The organism is Streptomyces sp. NPDC046862, from assembly GCF_040704615.1.
Taxonomy (GTDB): domain Bacteria; phylum Actinomycetota; class Actinomycetes; order Streptomycetales; family Streptomycetaceae; genus Streptomyces.
Map to the genome: position 1 here is coordinate 53,690 of NZ_JBEYXP010000012.1, position 16,976 is coordinate 70,665.

Consider the following 16,976-nt stretch of genomic DNA (forward strand, 5'->3'; position numbering starts at 1 on the left):
CGCACGGCGACGGATCTTCGCACGGCGACGGATCTTCGCACGGCGACGGATCTTCGCACGGCGACGGATCTTCGCACGGCGACGGATCTTCGCACGGCGACGGATCTTCGCACGGCGACCGATCTCCGTACGCGGTCGGCCTGGCGCCCCGCGACGAGCCGCTGAAGCCCGGGCCCGTCGAGCGCTACGCCGACCGGGCGCCCGCCGTGGCGGCGGCGTCCTTCGCCGGGTCGCTCCTGGTCACCCGCCGCCCGGGACGAGCTGCCGCCGCGGCGCTGGCGGCCGTCCCCAAGGCATCGCTCCTGGCCCGCGAGGGTTTCGCCTGCGTCCTCGGCCGGGGCCTGGCCCGCCGTGGCGTCCTCGTGGCCGATCCCGAAGCGCTGCGCCGACTGGACCGGATCGGCACCGTGCTGCTCGACACCGACGCGCTCGCCACCGGATCCCACCTGCTGGCCGACCTGGTCGCCCTGGACGACGACGCCCCGGTGGGCGACCTCGCCGCGACGGCCCACCGCCTCTTCGAAGGCTCCGAACCGCAGACATCGCGGCGGGACAGCGGGTGGCAGCTGGCGCCCGTGGAGCGGCTGGACCTGCACGGACGCACGGGAGCGCGGGCCCGGGAGCGGCTGCGGCGCGACGGCGCGCGGCTCGTGCTGGGTCTGGCGCACGAGCGGCGCCTGATGGCCGTGATCAGCGTCGTGCCGGAGATGCACGACGTGACCAGCGCCTTCGTCCCCGCCGCCCACGCGGCCGGCCTCACCGTCGTGACGGCCGGCGAACACACCGACGACGCGGCCGTACGCCAGGCCGACGCCGTGGCGGACGGAGGCGACCGGCTGCCCCACTCGGTACGCGACCTCCAGCGCGGCGGCGAGGGCGTGCTGGTGATCTCCAGGAACCGGTCCGCGCTCCGGGCCGCCGACGTCAGCGTCGGCCTCGCGAGCCCGCGAGGAACTCCACCCTGGGGCGCGGACCTCTGTCTGGGCTCCGACCCGGCGCCCGCCGTCGTGATCGTGGAGGCATGCAGTGCCGCGCGGGAGACCGCACAGCGCGGCGTACGGCTCGCCCAGGCCTCCGCGGCCGTCGGTGCGACGGCCGCGCTGTCCGGACGCGGGCGGCGCCCGGCGGCCAACAGCCTGAACTCGTACAACGCGGCCGCAGGCCTGGGCACCGCCGTCGGCGCCTGGTCGGCCCTACGGCTCCTGCACCGCCCCCTGCCCCTGCCCGTCTCCCACCATCCCTGGCACGCGATGGACCCGGGCACGGTGCTCGCCCGGGCCGGTGGCCGCGACGACGGGCTCACGGACGAGGAGGCCCAGGAGCGGGCCACCGGCCCCGGTGGCGAGGAGGCCCCGGTGTCGTCGCTCGGCCGGGCCTACGTGACCGAGATGGCCAACCCCCTCACGCCCGTCCTCGGCGTCGGGGCGGCCATGTCGGCGACGGTCGGAGCCGTCCTCGACTCCGTGATCATCGTCGCGGTCACCGCCGTGTCCGGCCTCATCGGCGGCTTCCAGCGGCACCGCACCGACCGCGCGGTGGCCCGGCTGCGCCGCGAGGCCGCCGTGACGGCCAAGGTCGTGCGGGATGGACGGGAGACCACCGTCTCCGCCGAGGACCTGGCCGTGGGCGACGTGGTGAACCTGAGCGCCGGCGACGTGGTGCCGGCCGACAGCCGTCTGCTGGAGGCCCAGCACCTGGAGGCCGACGAGTCGGCGCTGACGGGGGAGTCGCTGCCGGTGGCCAAGGGCGTCCCGCCCGTGCTGGCGTCGGACCTCGCGGACCGCACGTCCATGGTGTACGAGGGCACGACCGTGGCGGCCGGCATCGGCCGGGCGGTCGTCGTCGCGACGGGCCCGTCCAGCGAGGCGGGCCGGGCCGCCACGGCCGGGCGGGGCGCCGCGCCCAGCGTCGGCGTGGAGCGCCGGCTGGCCCGGATCACCCGTACGACCCTGCCGGTGGCTCTCGGATCCGCGGCGGCGGTGATGGGGGCGGGCATGCTGCGCGGGCTGCCCACCCGGGACACCGTCGGCTCCGGCGTGGGGCTGGCCGTGGCCAGCGTCCCCGAAGGGCTGCCGTTCCTGGTCTCGGCGGCCCAACTCGCCTCCGCCAGACGGCTCTCGGCCCGCGGCGCCCTGGTCCGGGACCCACGGACCATCGAGGCGGCCGGCCGTACCGACGTGCTGTGCTTCGACAAGACCGGCACCCTCACCCACGGGCGGATGTCCCTCGTCGCCGTCGCGGCCGACGGCGACAGCAGGCCCGTCGGCTCGCTCGGGGACGAGCAGCGCGCCGTCCTCGGCGCGGCCCTGCGGGCCACCCCGCGCCCGCGCGGCGACAGCGGGTTCGAGCACGCCACGGACGGCGCGGTCACCGAGGGCGCCGAGGAGGCCGGAGTGCGACGGACGGCGGGCGGAGCGCCGGGCTGGCGGCGCACGTCCAGCCTGCCGTTCGAGCCGAGCCGCGGCTTCCACGCGACGCGTGGCCGCAGTGGAGGCAGTGGAGGCAGTGGAGGCAGTGGAGGCAGTGGAGGCAGCGGCGCCAGCGGCGCCAGAGGTGGCAGCGGTGGCAGCGACGCCAGTGGGGCCGGCGGGCGCGCTGGAGACGGCGGCAGCGCGAGCACTGGAGAGGGCAGCGGGGGCACCGGAGGCGGCGGCAGTCTGATCCTCTCGGTGAAGGGCGCACCCGAGGAGGTCGTCGACCGCTGCGCCACCCGCCATGGCGAGCCCCTGGAGGAGGAAGGCAGGAAAGCCCTCCTCGTGGAGGGGGAGAAGCTGGCGGGGGAGGGCCACCGCGTTCTCGCCGTCGCCGAACTCCGCGACACCACCGACGGCAGGCTCACCGATGAATCGGTGACCGGCCTCGACTTCCTCGGCTTCCTCGCGTTCGCCGACCGGGTACGCCCCACCGCCGCCGACGCGGTGCGCCGGCTCGCCGACGCCGGGGTGCACATCGTGATGATCACCGGGGACCATCCGGGTACCGCCGAATCCATGGCCCGAGAGCTCGGCGTCCTGGACGGCAGACGTGTCGTGACCGGCGCCGAACTCGACGAGCTCGACGACCACGCCCTCGACGCCCTCCTGCCCGAGATCGGGGTCGTCGCCCGCGGCACCCCCGTCCACAAGGTCCACGTCGTGCGGGCCTTCCAGCGTCTGGGCCGTACGGTCGCGATGACGGGCGACGGCGCCAACGACGCGCCCGCCATTCGGCTGGCGGACGTCGGCATCGCGTTCGGCAGACGCGCCACGCCCGCCGCACGCGCCGCCGCCGACCTCGTCGTGACGGACGACCGCCTCGAAACGGTCCTCGCCGCCCTGGTCGAGGGACGCGCCATGTGGGCCTCGGTACGGCAGGCCCTGGCGATCCTCGTCGGCGGCAACCTCGGCGAGATCGCCTTCACCCTCCTCGGCGCGGCAGCCACCGGCACCTCCCCTCTGACAGCCCGTCAACTCCTGCTGGTCAACCTCTTCACGGACCTCGCCCCCGCCATCGCCGTCGCCCTGCGCCCGCCCCACCCCGAGGCAGCCGAACGCATGCTCCACGAAGGCCCCGAGGCCTCCCTCGGCGCGGCCCTCACCGAGGAGACCGTCACCCGTGCGGTGGCCACGACCCTGGGCGCCGCGGCCGGCTGGCTCGCCGCCCGGCCCACCGGCCGCGCCGTCCGCGCCCGTACTGTCGCCCTGGTCGCCCTCGTCGGCGCCCAGCTCGGCCAGACCCTGCTGGCCGGCGGCACGAGCACGCCGATCGTCGTCTCCTCCCTCGGCTCCCTGGCGGCGCTGGCGGCCGTCGTCCAGACCCCGGTGCTCAGCCAGTTCTTCGGCTGCACGCCGCTGGGCCCGGTGGCCTGGTCCATCGCCCTCACCGCGGCGACGGCGGCGACGCTGAGCTCGCTGTTCCTCCCGGCTCTGATCGCCCGCGTCCGGGCGGCGGGCGTGGGCTCGTTCACGAGGTGAGTACGGAGACGACCCGATCGGTCATGTGCTCGTTCGAGGACAGGGGAGTCGGGGTGTACGACAGCACGAACTGCGTACGCCGGTCACGGGTCGAGAACACGCGGGTGCGGTACCCGTACGTCTCGCCGGTCTTCCCCCAGAAGGTCACGCCGTTCACCGTGGCCTTCTGCAAGCCGAGGCTGTACCGGGCGGGGCTGCCGTCCAGCATGCGCACGCTGTCCGGCGGCACGGTGAACAGCTTCTCCATGGCCTCCGGCGGCAGCAGCCCGTCCGAGAACAGGGCCTGCTGGAACCGGAAGAGATCGTCGACGGTCGAGACGATCTCGCCCTCGCCCCAACTGCTGGACGGGTTGTAGACGGTCACGTCCTCGAGCGACCCGTCGGTCATCCGCAGATAGCCGTGGATGTGAGGACCGTGCAGCCGCGGGTCGTTTCCGGGGAGCAGGGTGCGCGTCAGCCCCAGAGGCCGCAGGACACGCGAGCGTATGGCGTCCCCGTACCGCTGCCCGGTCACCTCCTCGATGATCAGCGCGAGCAGGACGTAGGTGATGCCCCGGTACTCCTGCTTGGTGCCCGGTGCGAACTTGAGCGGCGCGTGCGTCACCGTCCGCACCCACTGCTCGGGCGTCCACTGGTCGAACCGGTGCCTCAGGACGGCCTCCGGAGTGCTGTCGTCCGGTATCCCCTGGTGATCGGGCAGCCCACTGGTGTGGTTCAGCAGTTGCGTCACGGTGATGCGCGCGAAGCCGGCCGGTAGCAGCCCCGGGAGATACCGCCCGATCGGTGCTTCCAGATCGACCCGCCCCTCCACCCACAACTGCAGGATCACGGTCGCCACGAACGCCTTGGTGATGCTGCCCGCACGCAGCCGGTCACCGGGTCGCACGGCGCGCCCATTCGCCAGGTCGGCCACCCCGGCCGTGCCGTACCAGCGCTGCCCGTCGCGCACGACACGTAACTGCGCGGCCGTGGCGGGCGGGTGCGAGAGATCGGAGATCGCGGCCTGCAGCGCGCGGGTGTCGAGGGACGACGGACGGCGAGCCGCGTCAGCCGCGACGGGTCGAGCCGCGTCAGCCGCGGGGGCGGGGCGCCCGCCTGCCCGAGGCGCCGCCCCAACCGCTGCCCGAGCCGCCGTACTTCCCACCGCGACCGCCGCCGCACCGGCCACGGTGCCACCCACCACGGAACGTCGAGAGATCCACTGAGATGCCATGAGGATCATGCTGCCGACTCCAGGCCACGTGGCCCATCCGGGATCTCCCCCACCCGTCCCTGGTCCGAACCCTCACCCCAGTCAGGGGTGGTTTGGCCAAGGCCCGTTGGGCAAACGTCGCCGGCCGGGTGGCGCTGGCAGGGCGTCGCCGGCCGGGCGCCGCCGTGAAAATCCAGAACCCTGAGGCCGACGCCCGGGCAGGATGGACCCGTGAACCATGTCCTGTGCGGGCTGGCCGCGAACCCCGCCCTGCCGTCCGAGCTCGTCGATCGGCTGATCGACCGGCTGATCGAGGCGGAGGACGCGGCCCCCGCCGCTGACCCGGCCGCTGACCTGGCCGCCGAGCTCGCCGCCGACCTCGCCCACGAGCTGGCCTCCCGCCCGGACCTGAGCCATGCGCAGGCGGCGGCACTGGCCGGGCGCAGCAGGGAGACCGCTGTGCGGTTCGCGTACGAAGGCCGGCTGACCGCCGCCGACGTGGACCCCCTGACCCAGCCGCTCGCCGCGCTCGCCCTCCTCGACGAGGGAGTCGGCAACCCTGCCTGGACGCGCCTGTTCGCGTCCGACCCGATCACCTGGCACCGGGAGAAGCTGGCCGCCTGCCCCGGTCTCCCGCCCGACGTCGTGGAGACGCTCACCGCGGACCCGAACCCACACGTGGTCGCGGAACTCGCCCTGTGGACGCCGGACATGGCCACGGCCGCGCGGCTCGCGGAGCATCCGCACGCCGAGGTGCGCCGTGCGGCGGCCGCCAACGAGGCGACGCCACCGGCCGTACTGGCCATGCTGCTCACCGGCGAGGGGCTCGCACCGGCCCGGTACTGCCTGGTCTGCGACCACGAGGAAACCCCGTGCGCGCACGACCCGCGGTGTCCGCGCCCGGACCGTGACCTGCCCCGGGGCGCCTCCTGCGACGGCTCCCACCAGTCCACCACGTACGTGGCACAACAGCTGGCCCTGAGCAATCCCGCGACACCGGCCGACGCGGCCGCCCGCTTCGCCGACCACCCCTCGGACCTGATGCGCCGGGAACTCGCCGCCCGGACCGACCTGCCGCCGGACGCGGCCCGGCACCTCGCGGACGACCTCGACCCCGGTGTCCGCGCCACCCTGGCCGAGAACCCCACGATCGACGAGACGGTGATCCGCGCGCTGGCCGAGGACCGCGACCACGAAGTACAGCGCGGCCTGGCGCGCAACCCACGCGTGCCGCTCGACGTTCTCACCCACCTGGCCGGTGCCACCAGGCTCGGCCCGACCCTGCTGCCCCGCATGGCCGCCGCCTCGCCGGCGGAGATCGCGACGCTGGCCGCGTCGCCGGATCCGGTCGTACGGATGCTCGTGGCCGAGCGCCGTGACCTGCCGGCCGGGATCCGCGACGCGCTGGCCGCCGACCCGGACGCGAAGGTGGCCAAGTCCGTCGCCCCGCACCCGGGACTCTCCGAAGCCGTTCTGCGCGCCATGGTCGACCGGCACGGGGTCCAGGTCGCCGCCAGGGTGGCGGTCAACCCGGACGCGTCATCCGCGTTGCTGGAGGATCTGGCCCGTCACGACTCGGCCGACCCACCGGCACGGAAGGCGCTCCGCGAAATCGCGCGCCACCCCAACGCGACGGCCCCGGCCCTGCTCTCCTGCCTGACCGACCAGCGGACCAGACACCTGGCCGCGGGCCACCCGGCCCTACCGCCGCCCGTCATCACCGACCTGCTCACCGACGACGACCGGCAGGTGGCGCGAGCAGCGGCGGCCAACCCCTCGCTGCCGGTCGAGGTGATGTCGGAACTGATGCCCTGAACGGATGTGCCGCAGCGCCGCCGCTGGTGCGGCGGCGCTGCGTACGTCAGAGGCTGCTGCCCACGTCAGAGACCGCCGCCCAGGTCAGAGAATGACGATGCCGACCACGACGGCCACGAAGCTCGCGAAGAAGATCGCGATCTGCTTGCCCGTCATCTCTTGCATCGGCTGCCCCGAGTGCTTCAGCGCCAGCTGGCGCCTCAGGTACCCGGCGAAGACGAGCCGCAGGACCGCCAGGGGCAGGGTGCCCAGGATGAACAGCTGCAGTGCCTGGCGCGCCCCGTCGCCTGAGCCGCGCAGCGCCGTGTAGAGCGCTGTGGCGAGCAGGACGGACACCGTCGCGATCAGCTTGTCCCTGGGCTTCGTGGCCATGGACTGCACCGCCGCCGCGAGGGCGAGGCCCGAGAGGATCGCGGCGATCCACCAGTGCGTGAGCGTGAAGTGTGCGGTGAGCATGGGAGCCCTTACCCGTTCCTGCCGTTCCTGCTGTTCTGCCGTCCTGCGTTCCTACCAGTCGAAGGCGTCGATGATGCCGCTGATCGAGCCGCCCACGGCCTCGGAGATCTTCCCGCCGACCTCGTTCAGGCCGCCGAAATCCTCCAGGATCTTGCCCTTGCCCATGAAGATGCTGCCGAGCGCGAACCCGGCGAGATCCTCCTTGAACTTACCGCTGGTCCAGCCGTAGCCCATACCGGAGGCGAGGGTCGCCGCGCCCGACAGACCCCACGACACCAGGCCCACGGTGCCGGCGACGGCGAGCAGCGGCGGGAACCAGATCGAGGCGACGGTGAGGCCGACGGCGGCCACGCCGGTGACCGTGGACCAGTGGCCGAACGTGTCGGCCCAGTCCTTGGCGTCCGTCATGTCCTCGGGCCACATGCCCCAGAACTTGGTGTCGCCGTCGTCGTCGACCGGGGTGGTGCCGTTGGTCTTGTAGGCCGCGGCCTCCATCGCGATCGTCTTCGCCTTCGCCTCGGCCTCGGCCTTGCGCTTGTCGGCGACGATCTTCTTGGCCGCGCTGGCGGCGGCCGCGGCCTCCGCCTTGCTCTTGCCGGCCGCGATGGCGGAGGCCTGCGCCCTGGCGGCCGAGGCCTGCGCGTCGTTCGCGAACGACACGGCCTCCTTCGCGGACACCAGCGCCTGCTGCATCGAGTAGTTGGCGGTGCGGGAGGCGGCGCGCGCGACGGACGCCGCGTTCTTCGCGGCGGCCGCCGACGCGGCGGCCTTCTGGGCGGAGGCGTCGGCGTCGTCCGCGTTCTTCTTCGCCTCGGCCGCCGAGGCCTCGGCGTCCTTGGCGTAGCCGTCGGCCTTGTTCGCCCAGTCGGTGGCCTCGGCCGCCGCGTCGCGGGCCTCGGCCGCGGCCTTGGACGCGTACGCGGCGTCCTCCAGCGCCTTCAGCGCGACCTTCGCCGCGTGCGCGATGGCGGCGCGGATCGCCGCCACGTGGGTGGCCTGGTCGTGGTCGATGCGGGCGACGTCGAACTGGCCGGAGCGGAGGAAGCTGCGCCGCATCTTGGCGGAACCCTCGAGGGCGATCTTCGCCGCCGCCTGCATGTACATGCCGCCGTTGTTGAGCAGGCGCAGCACCTCGACGTTGTCGTCCTCCTTGACCGCCTCGGCGAGTTCGAGGGCGAGGAAGCGGTGCATGGCCGTGGCGCTGCCGTCGGCGAGGGCGGCGTTCGCCTTGTTCTTGACGGCGGTGCCCGGGTTCTCGTCGAGGAGCTTGAAGATCTTGACCCGGTACTCCTCGGCCGCCGCCTGGACGGCGCCGCCCGACAGGAACTTGGTCGGGGCGTCCGCGTCGGAGCTGGCGAGGGTGGTGTGGGCGGCCTCGGCGACGTCCGCCGTGGACATCCGGGCGACTGCCAGGACGGTCTCGCGGTCGTCGAGGCGCTGGGCGAGGCCGCGGTCGGCGTCGAGCCAGTTGAGTACGTCCTCGTCGTTGCCCGCGAGGGCGAACTCGGCGGCCTCGCGGGTCCACGTGCCGGTGGCGGTGAGGAGCTTGGAGGCCGCGCCACGGCCGTCGGTGAGGGCCTTCGTGGTGTCGCCGGACTTGAGTGCCGACTCGGCGGAGGTGATCAGATCCTTGATCGCCGACGAGGTCCTGTCCGCCTCCGTGCGCTCGCGGTCGGCGCGCGCGGCGTCGTCGACCTCGGCCTTCGCCCTCAGCCGCGCCTCGATGACACCGAGCTCGACCTCCTCGGCGAGGCGGGCGGTCTCCGCCTCGCGGGCCGCCTTCTCCACCTCCGTGGCTTCCTTGACCGCGTCCTGGGCCTTGGTGGCGGCGGCCACCGCGGCATTGGCGTACTCCGTGGAGCGCTTGGCGTACTCGATCGCCTTGCCCGCGTTCGCGTAGGCGTCCTCGGCCGCGATCGCGGCCTTCTCGGCGTGCTCGGCCGCGCTGTTGGCGGCGTCCCGGGCGACGGCGGCGGCCGTGGCCGCGCGGTTGGCCAGCGTCTGGGCGGTGTTCGCGGCCTTGGTGGCGCGGCCGGCCGCGGCGTCCGCCTCGGCCGCGGCGGCCCTGGCCTTGGCGGCCTGGGACTGGGCGACGCCCGCCGATGCGGCGGCGTCCGCCGAGGCGCTGGCGGCAGCGGCGGCGTTCCGTGCGGCGGATGCGGCGGAAGCGCCCGCGCCCGCGGCCGACCTGGAGGCGATCGAGGCCTGGTCGGCGGCCTTGGCCGCGGTGCGCGCCTTGGCGGCGGCGGCCTTCGCGCCCTTGGCGGCGAGGTTCGCGGCCTCGGCCTTGGAGGCGTCCTTGGACGCGGCGATCGCCGCGTTGTAGGCCCGGGCCGCGGCGTTGCCGGCCGTGGCGGCCGCGGCGGCGGCGGCCTGGGCGGCCTGAGCCGCACGGTGCGAGGCGTTCTGGGCCGTACGGGAGGCGGCGATCGCCCGGTTGGCGGCGGAAGCCGCGCCCTGTGCGGCGGACGCGGCGGCGTTCGCGGCCTTCGCCGACCTGGCCACGTCGTTCTGGGCCGCGCGAGCCTCCTCCGCCGCCTTCAGCGCGGCGGCCTTGGCCTTCTCGGCGGCCTCCTTCGCCTTCTCGGAGGCGGCGACGGCCTGCTCCGTCTGCAGGCCCGCGAGTTTGCCCTCGCGCTCCACGATCGCGACCAACTGCTCGATCGTCGCGGCCTCCTCGTCCCGGGCACGGGCGATGTACTGGCCGGAGGTGAGGAACGTGCGGATCGCGGCGGGCGAGCCGTCCTTCAGGGCGCGCTCCGCGTACTTCTTCACCTCGGGGGACGCGGTGCCGAGGATGTTGAAGACGGCGACGCGGTCGTCCTCGTTCTGCGCGGTGTACTGGCCGTCCGTCAGGAACGTCTTGAGCGCGGCCTGGGTGTCCGTGGTCAGCGCCTTGTCGGCCGCGCGCTGCACGGCCTTGCCGCTGTTGTTGAGGACGGTGAACACCGCCTGGCGCAGGTCCTCGTGGAGGTCCCCCGCGTAGCCGTTGTTCAGGTAGGTGCTGATCGCGGTGTCTCCCGCGCCGAGCGCGGTGTCGGCCGAGGCACGCACGGCCTTGCCCGCGTACGCGAGGCCCGCGATCAGCGCGAAACGGTTGTCCTCGGCGCGGGCGGCGGGCAGTTCGGTGGTGAGGAACGCGGTCACGGCGGCCGGGGTGCCGGTCAGCGCGGCGAGCGCGGCCTCGCGGACAGCACGGCCACCGGTCTTGTACGCCCAGACGGCCTTGCCGCGGTCGGTGTCGGGCAGACCGGTGCCGTCGGTCGGCGTGTCGTCTGCCCGGGCGGCGGTCGGGGTGAGGACGAGACTCGAAGTGGCGGCGACGGCCGTGCCGGCCGCGAGCGTGGTGAGAACCCGCCGCCTGCTCCAGAAGATGGTGTCCAAAGCGGTCCTTCAGGAAGAGAACAGGAAGAGAAATGGAAATGCGCCCCGTGACCCTAATCGGGTTGTGCCGCCGTAAATAACTCCGGGGAGCGGAATTTATCATTCCTTTCTTTTTGTGTTTCCAACTCTCGATCTAAGTCCGTACAACCCTGATCAAGCGTGACGTTCATCACTTTGCATTTGCTTTAAACGTCCGTTTTGCCAGCGTTCACCCGTTGGACAACCTGAAGGAGGGCAGCTTTCATGAGTCAGCCGGAAAAGGCTTACTCCCCGTGCCAGATTTCGGGGATTTTCGGGGCTTGGGGAATTTGTGACGGGGGCTTGTGGACGTGCGTATTCCGCATTCCTTCTGCCGGTTCGGAGACCGTCGGTGGACCGTGGCCGTCACGCCCGAAACGGAATCTACGACTAGGACTGTAATGAAGGCACGTAGCGCGATTGTGCGCGTTCTGGGCGCCGCCACGGCCGCGGGCGCCCTGGCATGGTTCGCGATGGCGGGCGGCCCGGCTCCCACCGGCGGCACCGCCGTCGGCGCCGTCGCCGGCGAGACCCCTGCCTACGCCGTCGAGGACTTCGACTACCCGCAGGCCGACAAGATCCTGACGGAGCAGAACATCGTCCTCAAGCGAGGCGACGGCCACATCGTCCTGGCCGACTGCGCGAGCGGCACCGGCCTCCTGGAGGTCTGGGCGCGCAGCAAGGACAAGATCTGCTTCAAGGTCACCGGCAACACCGGCTGGCTGACCATGGAGATCCCCGCCGTCTACGGCGTCAAGGGCAGCGCCGACCAGTCGGCCCAGGTCGACATGACCGTCGGCACCGAGGAGAAGTCCTTCGACGTCGCCAAGGACAGCTACACCGCGGTCGGCGAGAGCGCCGACGAGCAGGGACGCGACCACATGCTCGTGGAGATCAGGACCGCCAAGTAACGCAGGCTCAGCGCCCCTCGCCCGCCTGCCGCGTCCGGCGACCACCGGATGCGGCGGACCCCGCACCAAGGAAAAGGTCATGCCACACACCAGACCCCTCCGCCTGTCCGCGCTCGCCGCGGCCCTGATCGCGGCTCCCGTCGCGCTCTGCTCCGCGGTCGGCCCGTACGCGTACGCCGTGACCGGCACACCGGTCGCCTCCGGCGACACCACCTACGCCTACACCGCGCAGCTCGACGTCGGCGGCAACACCCGCGGCTGCTCCGGCGTCCTGGTCGACGCCGAGTGGCTGCTCACCGCGGCCAGTTGCTTCGTCGACGACCCGGCGGCGAGCCTCGCCGTGCCCGCCGGCAAGCCGGCGCTGAAGACGACCGCGACCATCGGCCGCTCCGACCTGTCCGGCACCAACGGTGCCGTGCGCGAGGTCGTGGAGCTCGTCCCGCGTACCGACCGCGACGTGGTCCTGGCCCGCCTGAACCGGCCCGTCACCAACGTCGCCCCCGTCGCCCTGGCCACCACCGCGCCCACCGCCGGCGAGGAGCTGAAGTTCGCCGGGTACGGCCGCAGCAAGACCGAGTGGGCGCCGCTGAAGCTGCACACCGGTGCGTTCTCGGTGGACGCGTCCGCCGCCACCACGGCCACGGTCACCGGCAAGGACGGCGCGGCCGCGTGCATGGGTGACAGCGGCGGCCCCGTGGTCCGCGTGGTGAACGGCGCCCCCCAGCTGGTCGCCCTCAACAGCCGGTCGTACCAGGGCGGTTGCTTCGGCATCGACACGACCGTGACCAGCACCGGCGGCATCGCCGCCCGCGTCGACGACCTGGCCTCCTGGGTGAACTCCAAGGTCGGCGCGACCCGCGTCACCGACTTCAACTGCGACGGCGTCGAGGACATCGCCGTCGCCGACCCCAAGGCGACCGTCGGCGGCGACGCCGACGCGGGTCTCGTCCGGGTCGTGTACGGCGGCGGCAAGGGCACCGCCGAGATCACCCAGGACCTCGGCTGGGTCGCGGACACCTCCGAGGCAGGCGACTGGTTCGGCGAGGCGCTCGCCACCGTCGACTACGACGAGGACGGCTGCACCGACCTGGTGGTCGGCACCCCTGCCGAGGACATCGGCACCGCCACCGACACCGGCATCGTCGACATCCTGCACGGCGCCCGGGGCGGCATCGGCACGGGGACGAAGAAGGACACCACCTACCAGCAGGGCTCGGGCAACGGCTCCCTCGGCGCGTCCTCCAACGAGAGCGGCGACCGCCTCGGCCAGGCCCTCGCCGCCAGCACGACCGCCGCGGGCGAACCGTTCGTGGTGATCGGCCAGCCCGGCGAGGCCCTCGGCTCCCTCGCCAAGGCGGGCCAGGCGTTCTACGTCCACGGCACCACCAACGTCTCCATCCACCAGGACAGCCTGGACGTGCCCGGTGCCGCGGAGGCGAACGACGGCTTCGGCGGCGCCGTCGCGGCCGACTCCAACCACATCGCCATCGGCGCCCCCGGCGAGGCCATCGGCGCGGACGCGGAGGCGGGCAACCTCGCCGTCTTCGACCCCAACAAGCTGAACGCCGAGAACAGGCCCACCCCGCGCTTCGGCATGGACCAGGACCTGGACACCGTCTCCGGCGGTGCCGAGGCCGGTGACCAGTTCGGCATCACCCTGGCCCTGGTCCCCTACCGCCCGTCGGGCGCGGCTGCCGCCACGGAGTCCATCCTCGCGGTCGGCTCACCGGGTGAGGACCTGCCCATCGACGGCGCCAACAAGGCCGACACGGGCACCGTCTACACCTTCCGCGTCACCGCCGCGGGCACGTACACCCAGATGAACACCTACTCGACGGGCACCGCCGACGACGACGTGTCCGGCTCCGCCGAGGCCGGCGACCGCTTCGGCGCGACCGTGACCGCCGTGAACACGGCGCCGCGCGCGGTGAGCACGACGGCGACGCTGAAGATGTCCGTCGGCGTCCCGAACGAGACCACCGGTACGGCGACGAACGCGGGCGCGATCAGCACCTTCTCGCTGCTCGGCACGCCGGGCGCCAACGACAGGTGGCTGGAGCCGGGCGACGGCGACGGACTCCCGGGTACCCCGGGCACCAACCAGTACGTCGGCACGAGCATCCACCTCACCGGCACCAAGCTGTACGTCGGCATGCCGTACGGCCCGACCACCCACGGCGCCCTGTACGCACTGCCGCTGTCCAACGTGACCGCTGGCGGCACGGTCGCCGCCGTCACCACCTACCAGCCCGGCTCGGGCGGCCTCCCGGCCGCGGGAGTCCGCTTCGGCTACGTGGCGCGGTAGACACGGCACACGCACGCAGGAGCCCTCGGGTCCCCACGGGGACCTTGAGGGCTCCTGCCTTGTGCGGCCGGCTCAAAGCGCCCTGAACGACCCTCAGTCCACCAGATCCGCCGCCGTCAGCAACCGCGTCAGATCCGTCCGCGACCGCACGTGCAACTTCCGGTAGACCCGTGTCAGATGCGCCTCCACCGTCTTGCGGGACACGAACAGCGACGCCGCCGCCTCCGTGTTGTTCAGCCCCCTCGCCACCGCGCGCGACACCTGGAACTCCTGCGGGGTGAGCTGGTCGAGGGCGCCCGCCAGATCGGAGGACGAGGAAGAAGCTCTACTCGCCAACGTGCCTCCCGCCGCCGCCAGTTCACTCGCCGCCCGCCGCGCCCAAGGAGCCGCGCCCAGGCGTTCGAAGCACGCCAGCGCCGAGGCCAAAGGGGCACGGGCCGCTGCCGGGCGGCGGTGCCTCCGTAACACCTCCGCCTCGCACAGCAGCGTGCGCGCCCAGTCGAAGGGGCCCGTCGTGCGCTGGTGGGCCGCCAACCCCCGCTCGAAGTGCGCTTCCGCCTCCTCCGGTGTCGACGCCAGCAGGCCACGGCAGCGGGCCGCCGCCGCCTCCGCCGACGCCAGGCCCGTCTCCCGCGCCCGTTCCTCCAGCCACGTCACGACCTCGGCGGCCCGTACCGGATCGCCCGCCCGCAGGTGCGCCTCCGCCAGGTCCGCCGCGAAGGGGACCACCTCCGGGTTGCCGATGCCCTGTTCCTCCGCCAGCGCCAGCGTCTGCTCCAGTTGGTCGGCCGCCGTGTCGTAGTCCCCGTGCGCGAGCGCCGACAGGCCCAGCACCGCCGTCAGGTGGTACTCCTGGCAGCCGATCCCGTACGCCCCGCACTCCCGCCTCGCCCGCGCCACATGGTCCTCGCACTCGACGCGGTTGCCACGCAACGCCTCCAGGCGGGCCAGGCAGTAGAGCGTGTAGCTCACGCACGTCAGCTGGCCCAACTCCTCCGCCCAGCGCAGGGATTCCGTCAGGTCGCCCCGGGCGGACGCCCACTGGCCGATGCGGGTCTCGAGTTCGCCCCGTACCGCCAGCGTGAAGCCCAGCACCCCCACCGCGCTGTGGCGACGGGCCGACTCCACCGCCGTGTTGAGCAGTGTCCGGCCCCGTACGAACTCCTCCACCCGGCTCCACGCCTGGCCCGCGATCGCGTACACCTGCTGGTCGCGGACCGGGTCGCCGGTGCCGTGGGCGTCGGCCGACTCCAGCATCCGGCGGCCGTCCGCCGTACGGCCCGCCATGACGAGGGCGGCGCCCAGGACCGTCAGGCTGTACCAGCGTTCGGGGCCGGTCGGGGAGGCCAGGGACAGGGACTGTTCGGCGACGCGGACGGCCGCCGGGACGTGACCGTCCAGACGCGCCGCGGCCGTCGCCTCGGCCAGCAGCATGGAGGCGCGGGCAGGGTCGTGGCCGCGTACGGCGTCCGCCGCGTCCAGCAGCAGGCCGTACGCCCTCGCCGTCTCGCCCCTCCACGTGCACATACGGCCCAGCAGACCCTGGATGTCCGCGCGCATCGCCGGGTCGGGGCTGATGCGCAGGGCCTCCTCGCACCACTGGGGGCCGGAGGGGGAGCCGCTGAGCAGGGCGTCGGAGGCGGCGCGGTGGAGGCGGGCGGCACGGGCCGCCGGGTCGGGAGCGGGCGTCAGGTCGGCGGCGCGACGCCAGGCCAGGGCCGACTCCGCGAACGCGCTGCGGCGGCGGGCTTCCTGCGCCGCCTCCGCCAGCGCCGCTGCCGCCTCCTCGTCCGGGCCCGCGCTCGCCGACGCCCGGTACCAGGCGTGCAGCGGGCCCGTGTTCACCTCGGCGAGCGCCGTGTAGGCCGCGAAACGGTGGGCCAGCGGGGCCCGGCCGAGAACCAGCGGGCGCAGCACCGGGTGGTGGAAGTCCAGGCCGTCCGAGGTGGCCGTGATCAGACCGTCCACCTCGGCGGGGGAGAGGGCGTCGAGCGAGAGGCCCGCCGCTTCGAGTGCCTTGCGCAGGGGGCCCGCCGCCTTGGAACGGCTCGCGGCCAGGACCACCAGGGCGCGGCGGGCCGTCTCGGGGAGGTCGTCGATACGGGTCGCCCAGGCGCGTTCCAGGTGGTGGCCGAGGGACGGGGGGTCGAGGAGCGGGTCCTCGCCGCGCGCCTGCCCAGGGGTCAGTCCGGCGGCGATCTCGCGCAACGCCAACGGGTTTCCGCCGCTGATCCGGACCAGTTCGCCGAGCACCGCCGGGGTGACCTGGCGGTCCGCCTCCCGGAGCAGGGCCGCGCAGTCGTCGGGAGGCAGGCCGCCGACCTGGACCGCCGGGATGCTGCGGCGCGTGCCCGACTCGCCGTGGTCCTCGCGGGAGCCCAGGGCGAGGGCGACCCGTTCGCTGGACAGGCGGCGGGCGATGAAGAGCAGGACACGCTGGGAGGACGGGTCCACCCAGTGCAGGTCGTCGACCAGGACGACGACGGGTTGCTCGTCGCCGAGGGCCGCGAGCACGTTCAGGGCGCCCATGCAGGCCGCGTACGGGTTGCTCGGGGTATCCGCCGCGTCGCCGCCGAGCGCGAGGCAGGACTCCAGGGCGGTGCGCTGCGGACCGGGGAGTTCCCTGAAAAGGTGCGAAGAGGGCATAAGGAGGTCGCCGAGTGTGGCGAACGGCAGGACGGTCTCCGTCTCGATGCCACGGGCGCGGAGTACGGTTCGGCGGCTCAGGGTGGTCCCATGGGGGCCGGCGGTGCCCACCGGGTCCCGGTGCCGTTCCGCCCGTTCCGCCTGCTCTGCCGCGTAGTCCAGCAGGGCGGTCTTGCCGATGCCCGGCTCGCCCCACAGCAGCAGGGAGGCCCCACCGGCCCCGCCCGCCACGAGCAGGTCGTCCATCAGCCGCCGTTCCCGCTCCCGGCCGACGATTCCGGTTCCCCCGTGCATAC

At 73.5% G+C, this 16,976-nt stretch carries 8 protein-coding genes; 4 read left to right on the forward strand and 4 right to left on the reverse strand.

The window, feature by feature from the left end:
* A partial coding sequence (locus tag AB0959_RS15480) for an HAD-IC family P-type ATPase (protein ID WP_366826916.1) occupies positions 1-3,953 on the forward strand: 3,953 nt, incomplete at its 5' end.
* Here the strand turns inward: AB0959_RS15480 and AB0959_RS15485 are convergent.
* On the reverse strand, positions 3,943-5,166 hold the full coding sequence (locus tag AB0959_RS15485) for a serine hydrolase domain-containing protein (RefSeq protein WP_366826917.1): 1,224 nt from the start codon (positions 5,164-5,166) through the stop codon (positions 3,943-3,945). The genes AB0959_RS15480 and AB0959_RS15485 overlap by 11 nt on opposite strands.
* Before the next feature lie 210 nt (positions 5,167-5,376).
* Here AB0959_RS15485 and AB0959_RS15490 point away from each other — a divergent pair, with 210 nt between their 5' ends.
* Entirely contained in the window at positions 5,377-6,960 is a 1,584-nt protein-coding gene (locus AB0959_RS15490; protein WP_366826918.1) for a hypothetical protein, read from the forward strand.
* A gap of 84 nt (positions 6,961-7,044) precedes the next feature.
* Here AB0959_RS15490 and AB0959_RS15495 read toward each other — a convergent pair whose 3' ends face one another.
* Positions 7,045-7,416 carry a hypothetical protein gene (locus tag AB0959_RS15495; protein ID WP_366826919.1) on the reverse strand — a complete coding sequence of 124 codons (372 nt, stop codon included), beginning with the start codon at positions 7,414-7,416 and terminating at the stop codon, positions 7,045-7,047.
* 51 nt (positions 7,417-7,467) lie between these two features.
* A complete protein-coding gene (locus AB0959_RS15500; protein ID WP_366826920.1) occupies positions 7,468-10,800 on the reverse strand; it encodes an ALF repeat-containing protein in 3,333 nt (1,110 codons plus the stop codon).
* A gap of 419 nt (positions 10,801-11,219) precedes the next feature.
* Between AB0959_RS15500 and AB0959_RS15505 the strand changes: the two genes are divergently transcribed.
* Together AB0959_RS15505 and AB0959_RS15510 are read left to right on the forward strand one after the other, a co-directional pair.
* Positions 11,220-11,729 (forward strand): hypothetical protein, encoded by a 510-nt coding sequence (locus AB0959_RS15505; protein ID WP_366826921.1) that lies wholly within the window; start codon positions 11,220-11,222, stop codon positions 11,727-11,729.
* 79 nt (positions 11,730-11,808) lie between these two features.
* A complete protein-coding gene (locus AB0959_RS15510) occupies positions 11,809-14,034 on the forward strand; it encodes a trypsin-like serine protease (RefSeq protein WP_366826922.1) in 2,226 nt (741 codons plus the stop codon).
* Between the two features lie 93 nt (positions 14,035-14,127).
* On the opposite strand, the gene AB0959_RS15515 is transcribed toward AB0959_RS15510, so the two are convergent.
* Positions 14,128-16,974, reverse strand: a complete 2,847-nt coding sequence (locus AB0959_RS15515; protein WP_366826923.1) for an AAA family ATPase — start codon at positions 16,972-16,974, stop codon at positions 14,128-14,130.
* Positions 16,975-16,976 lie beyond the last annotated feature (2 nt).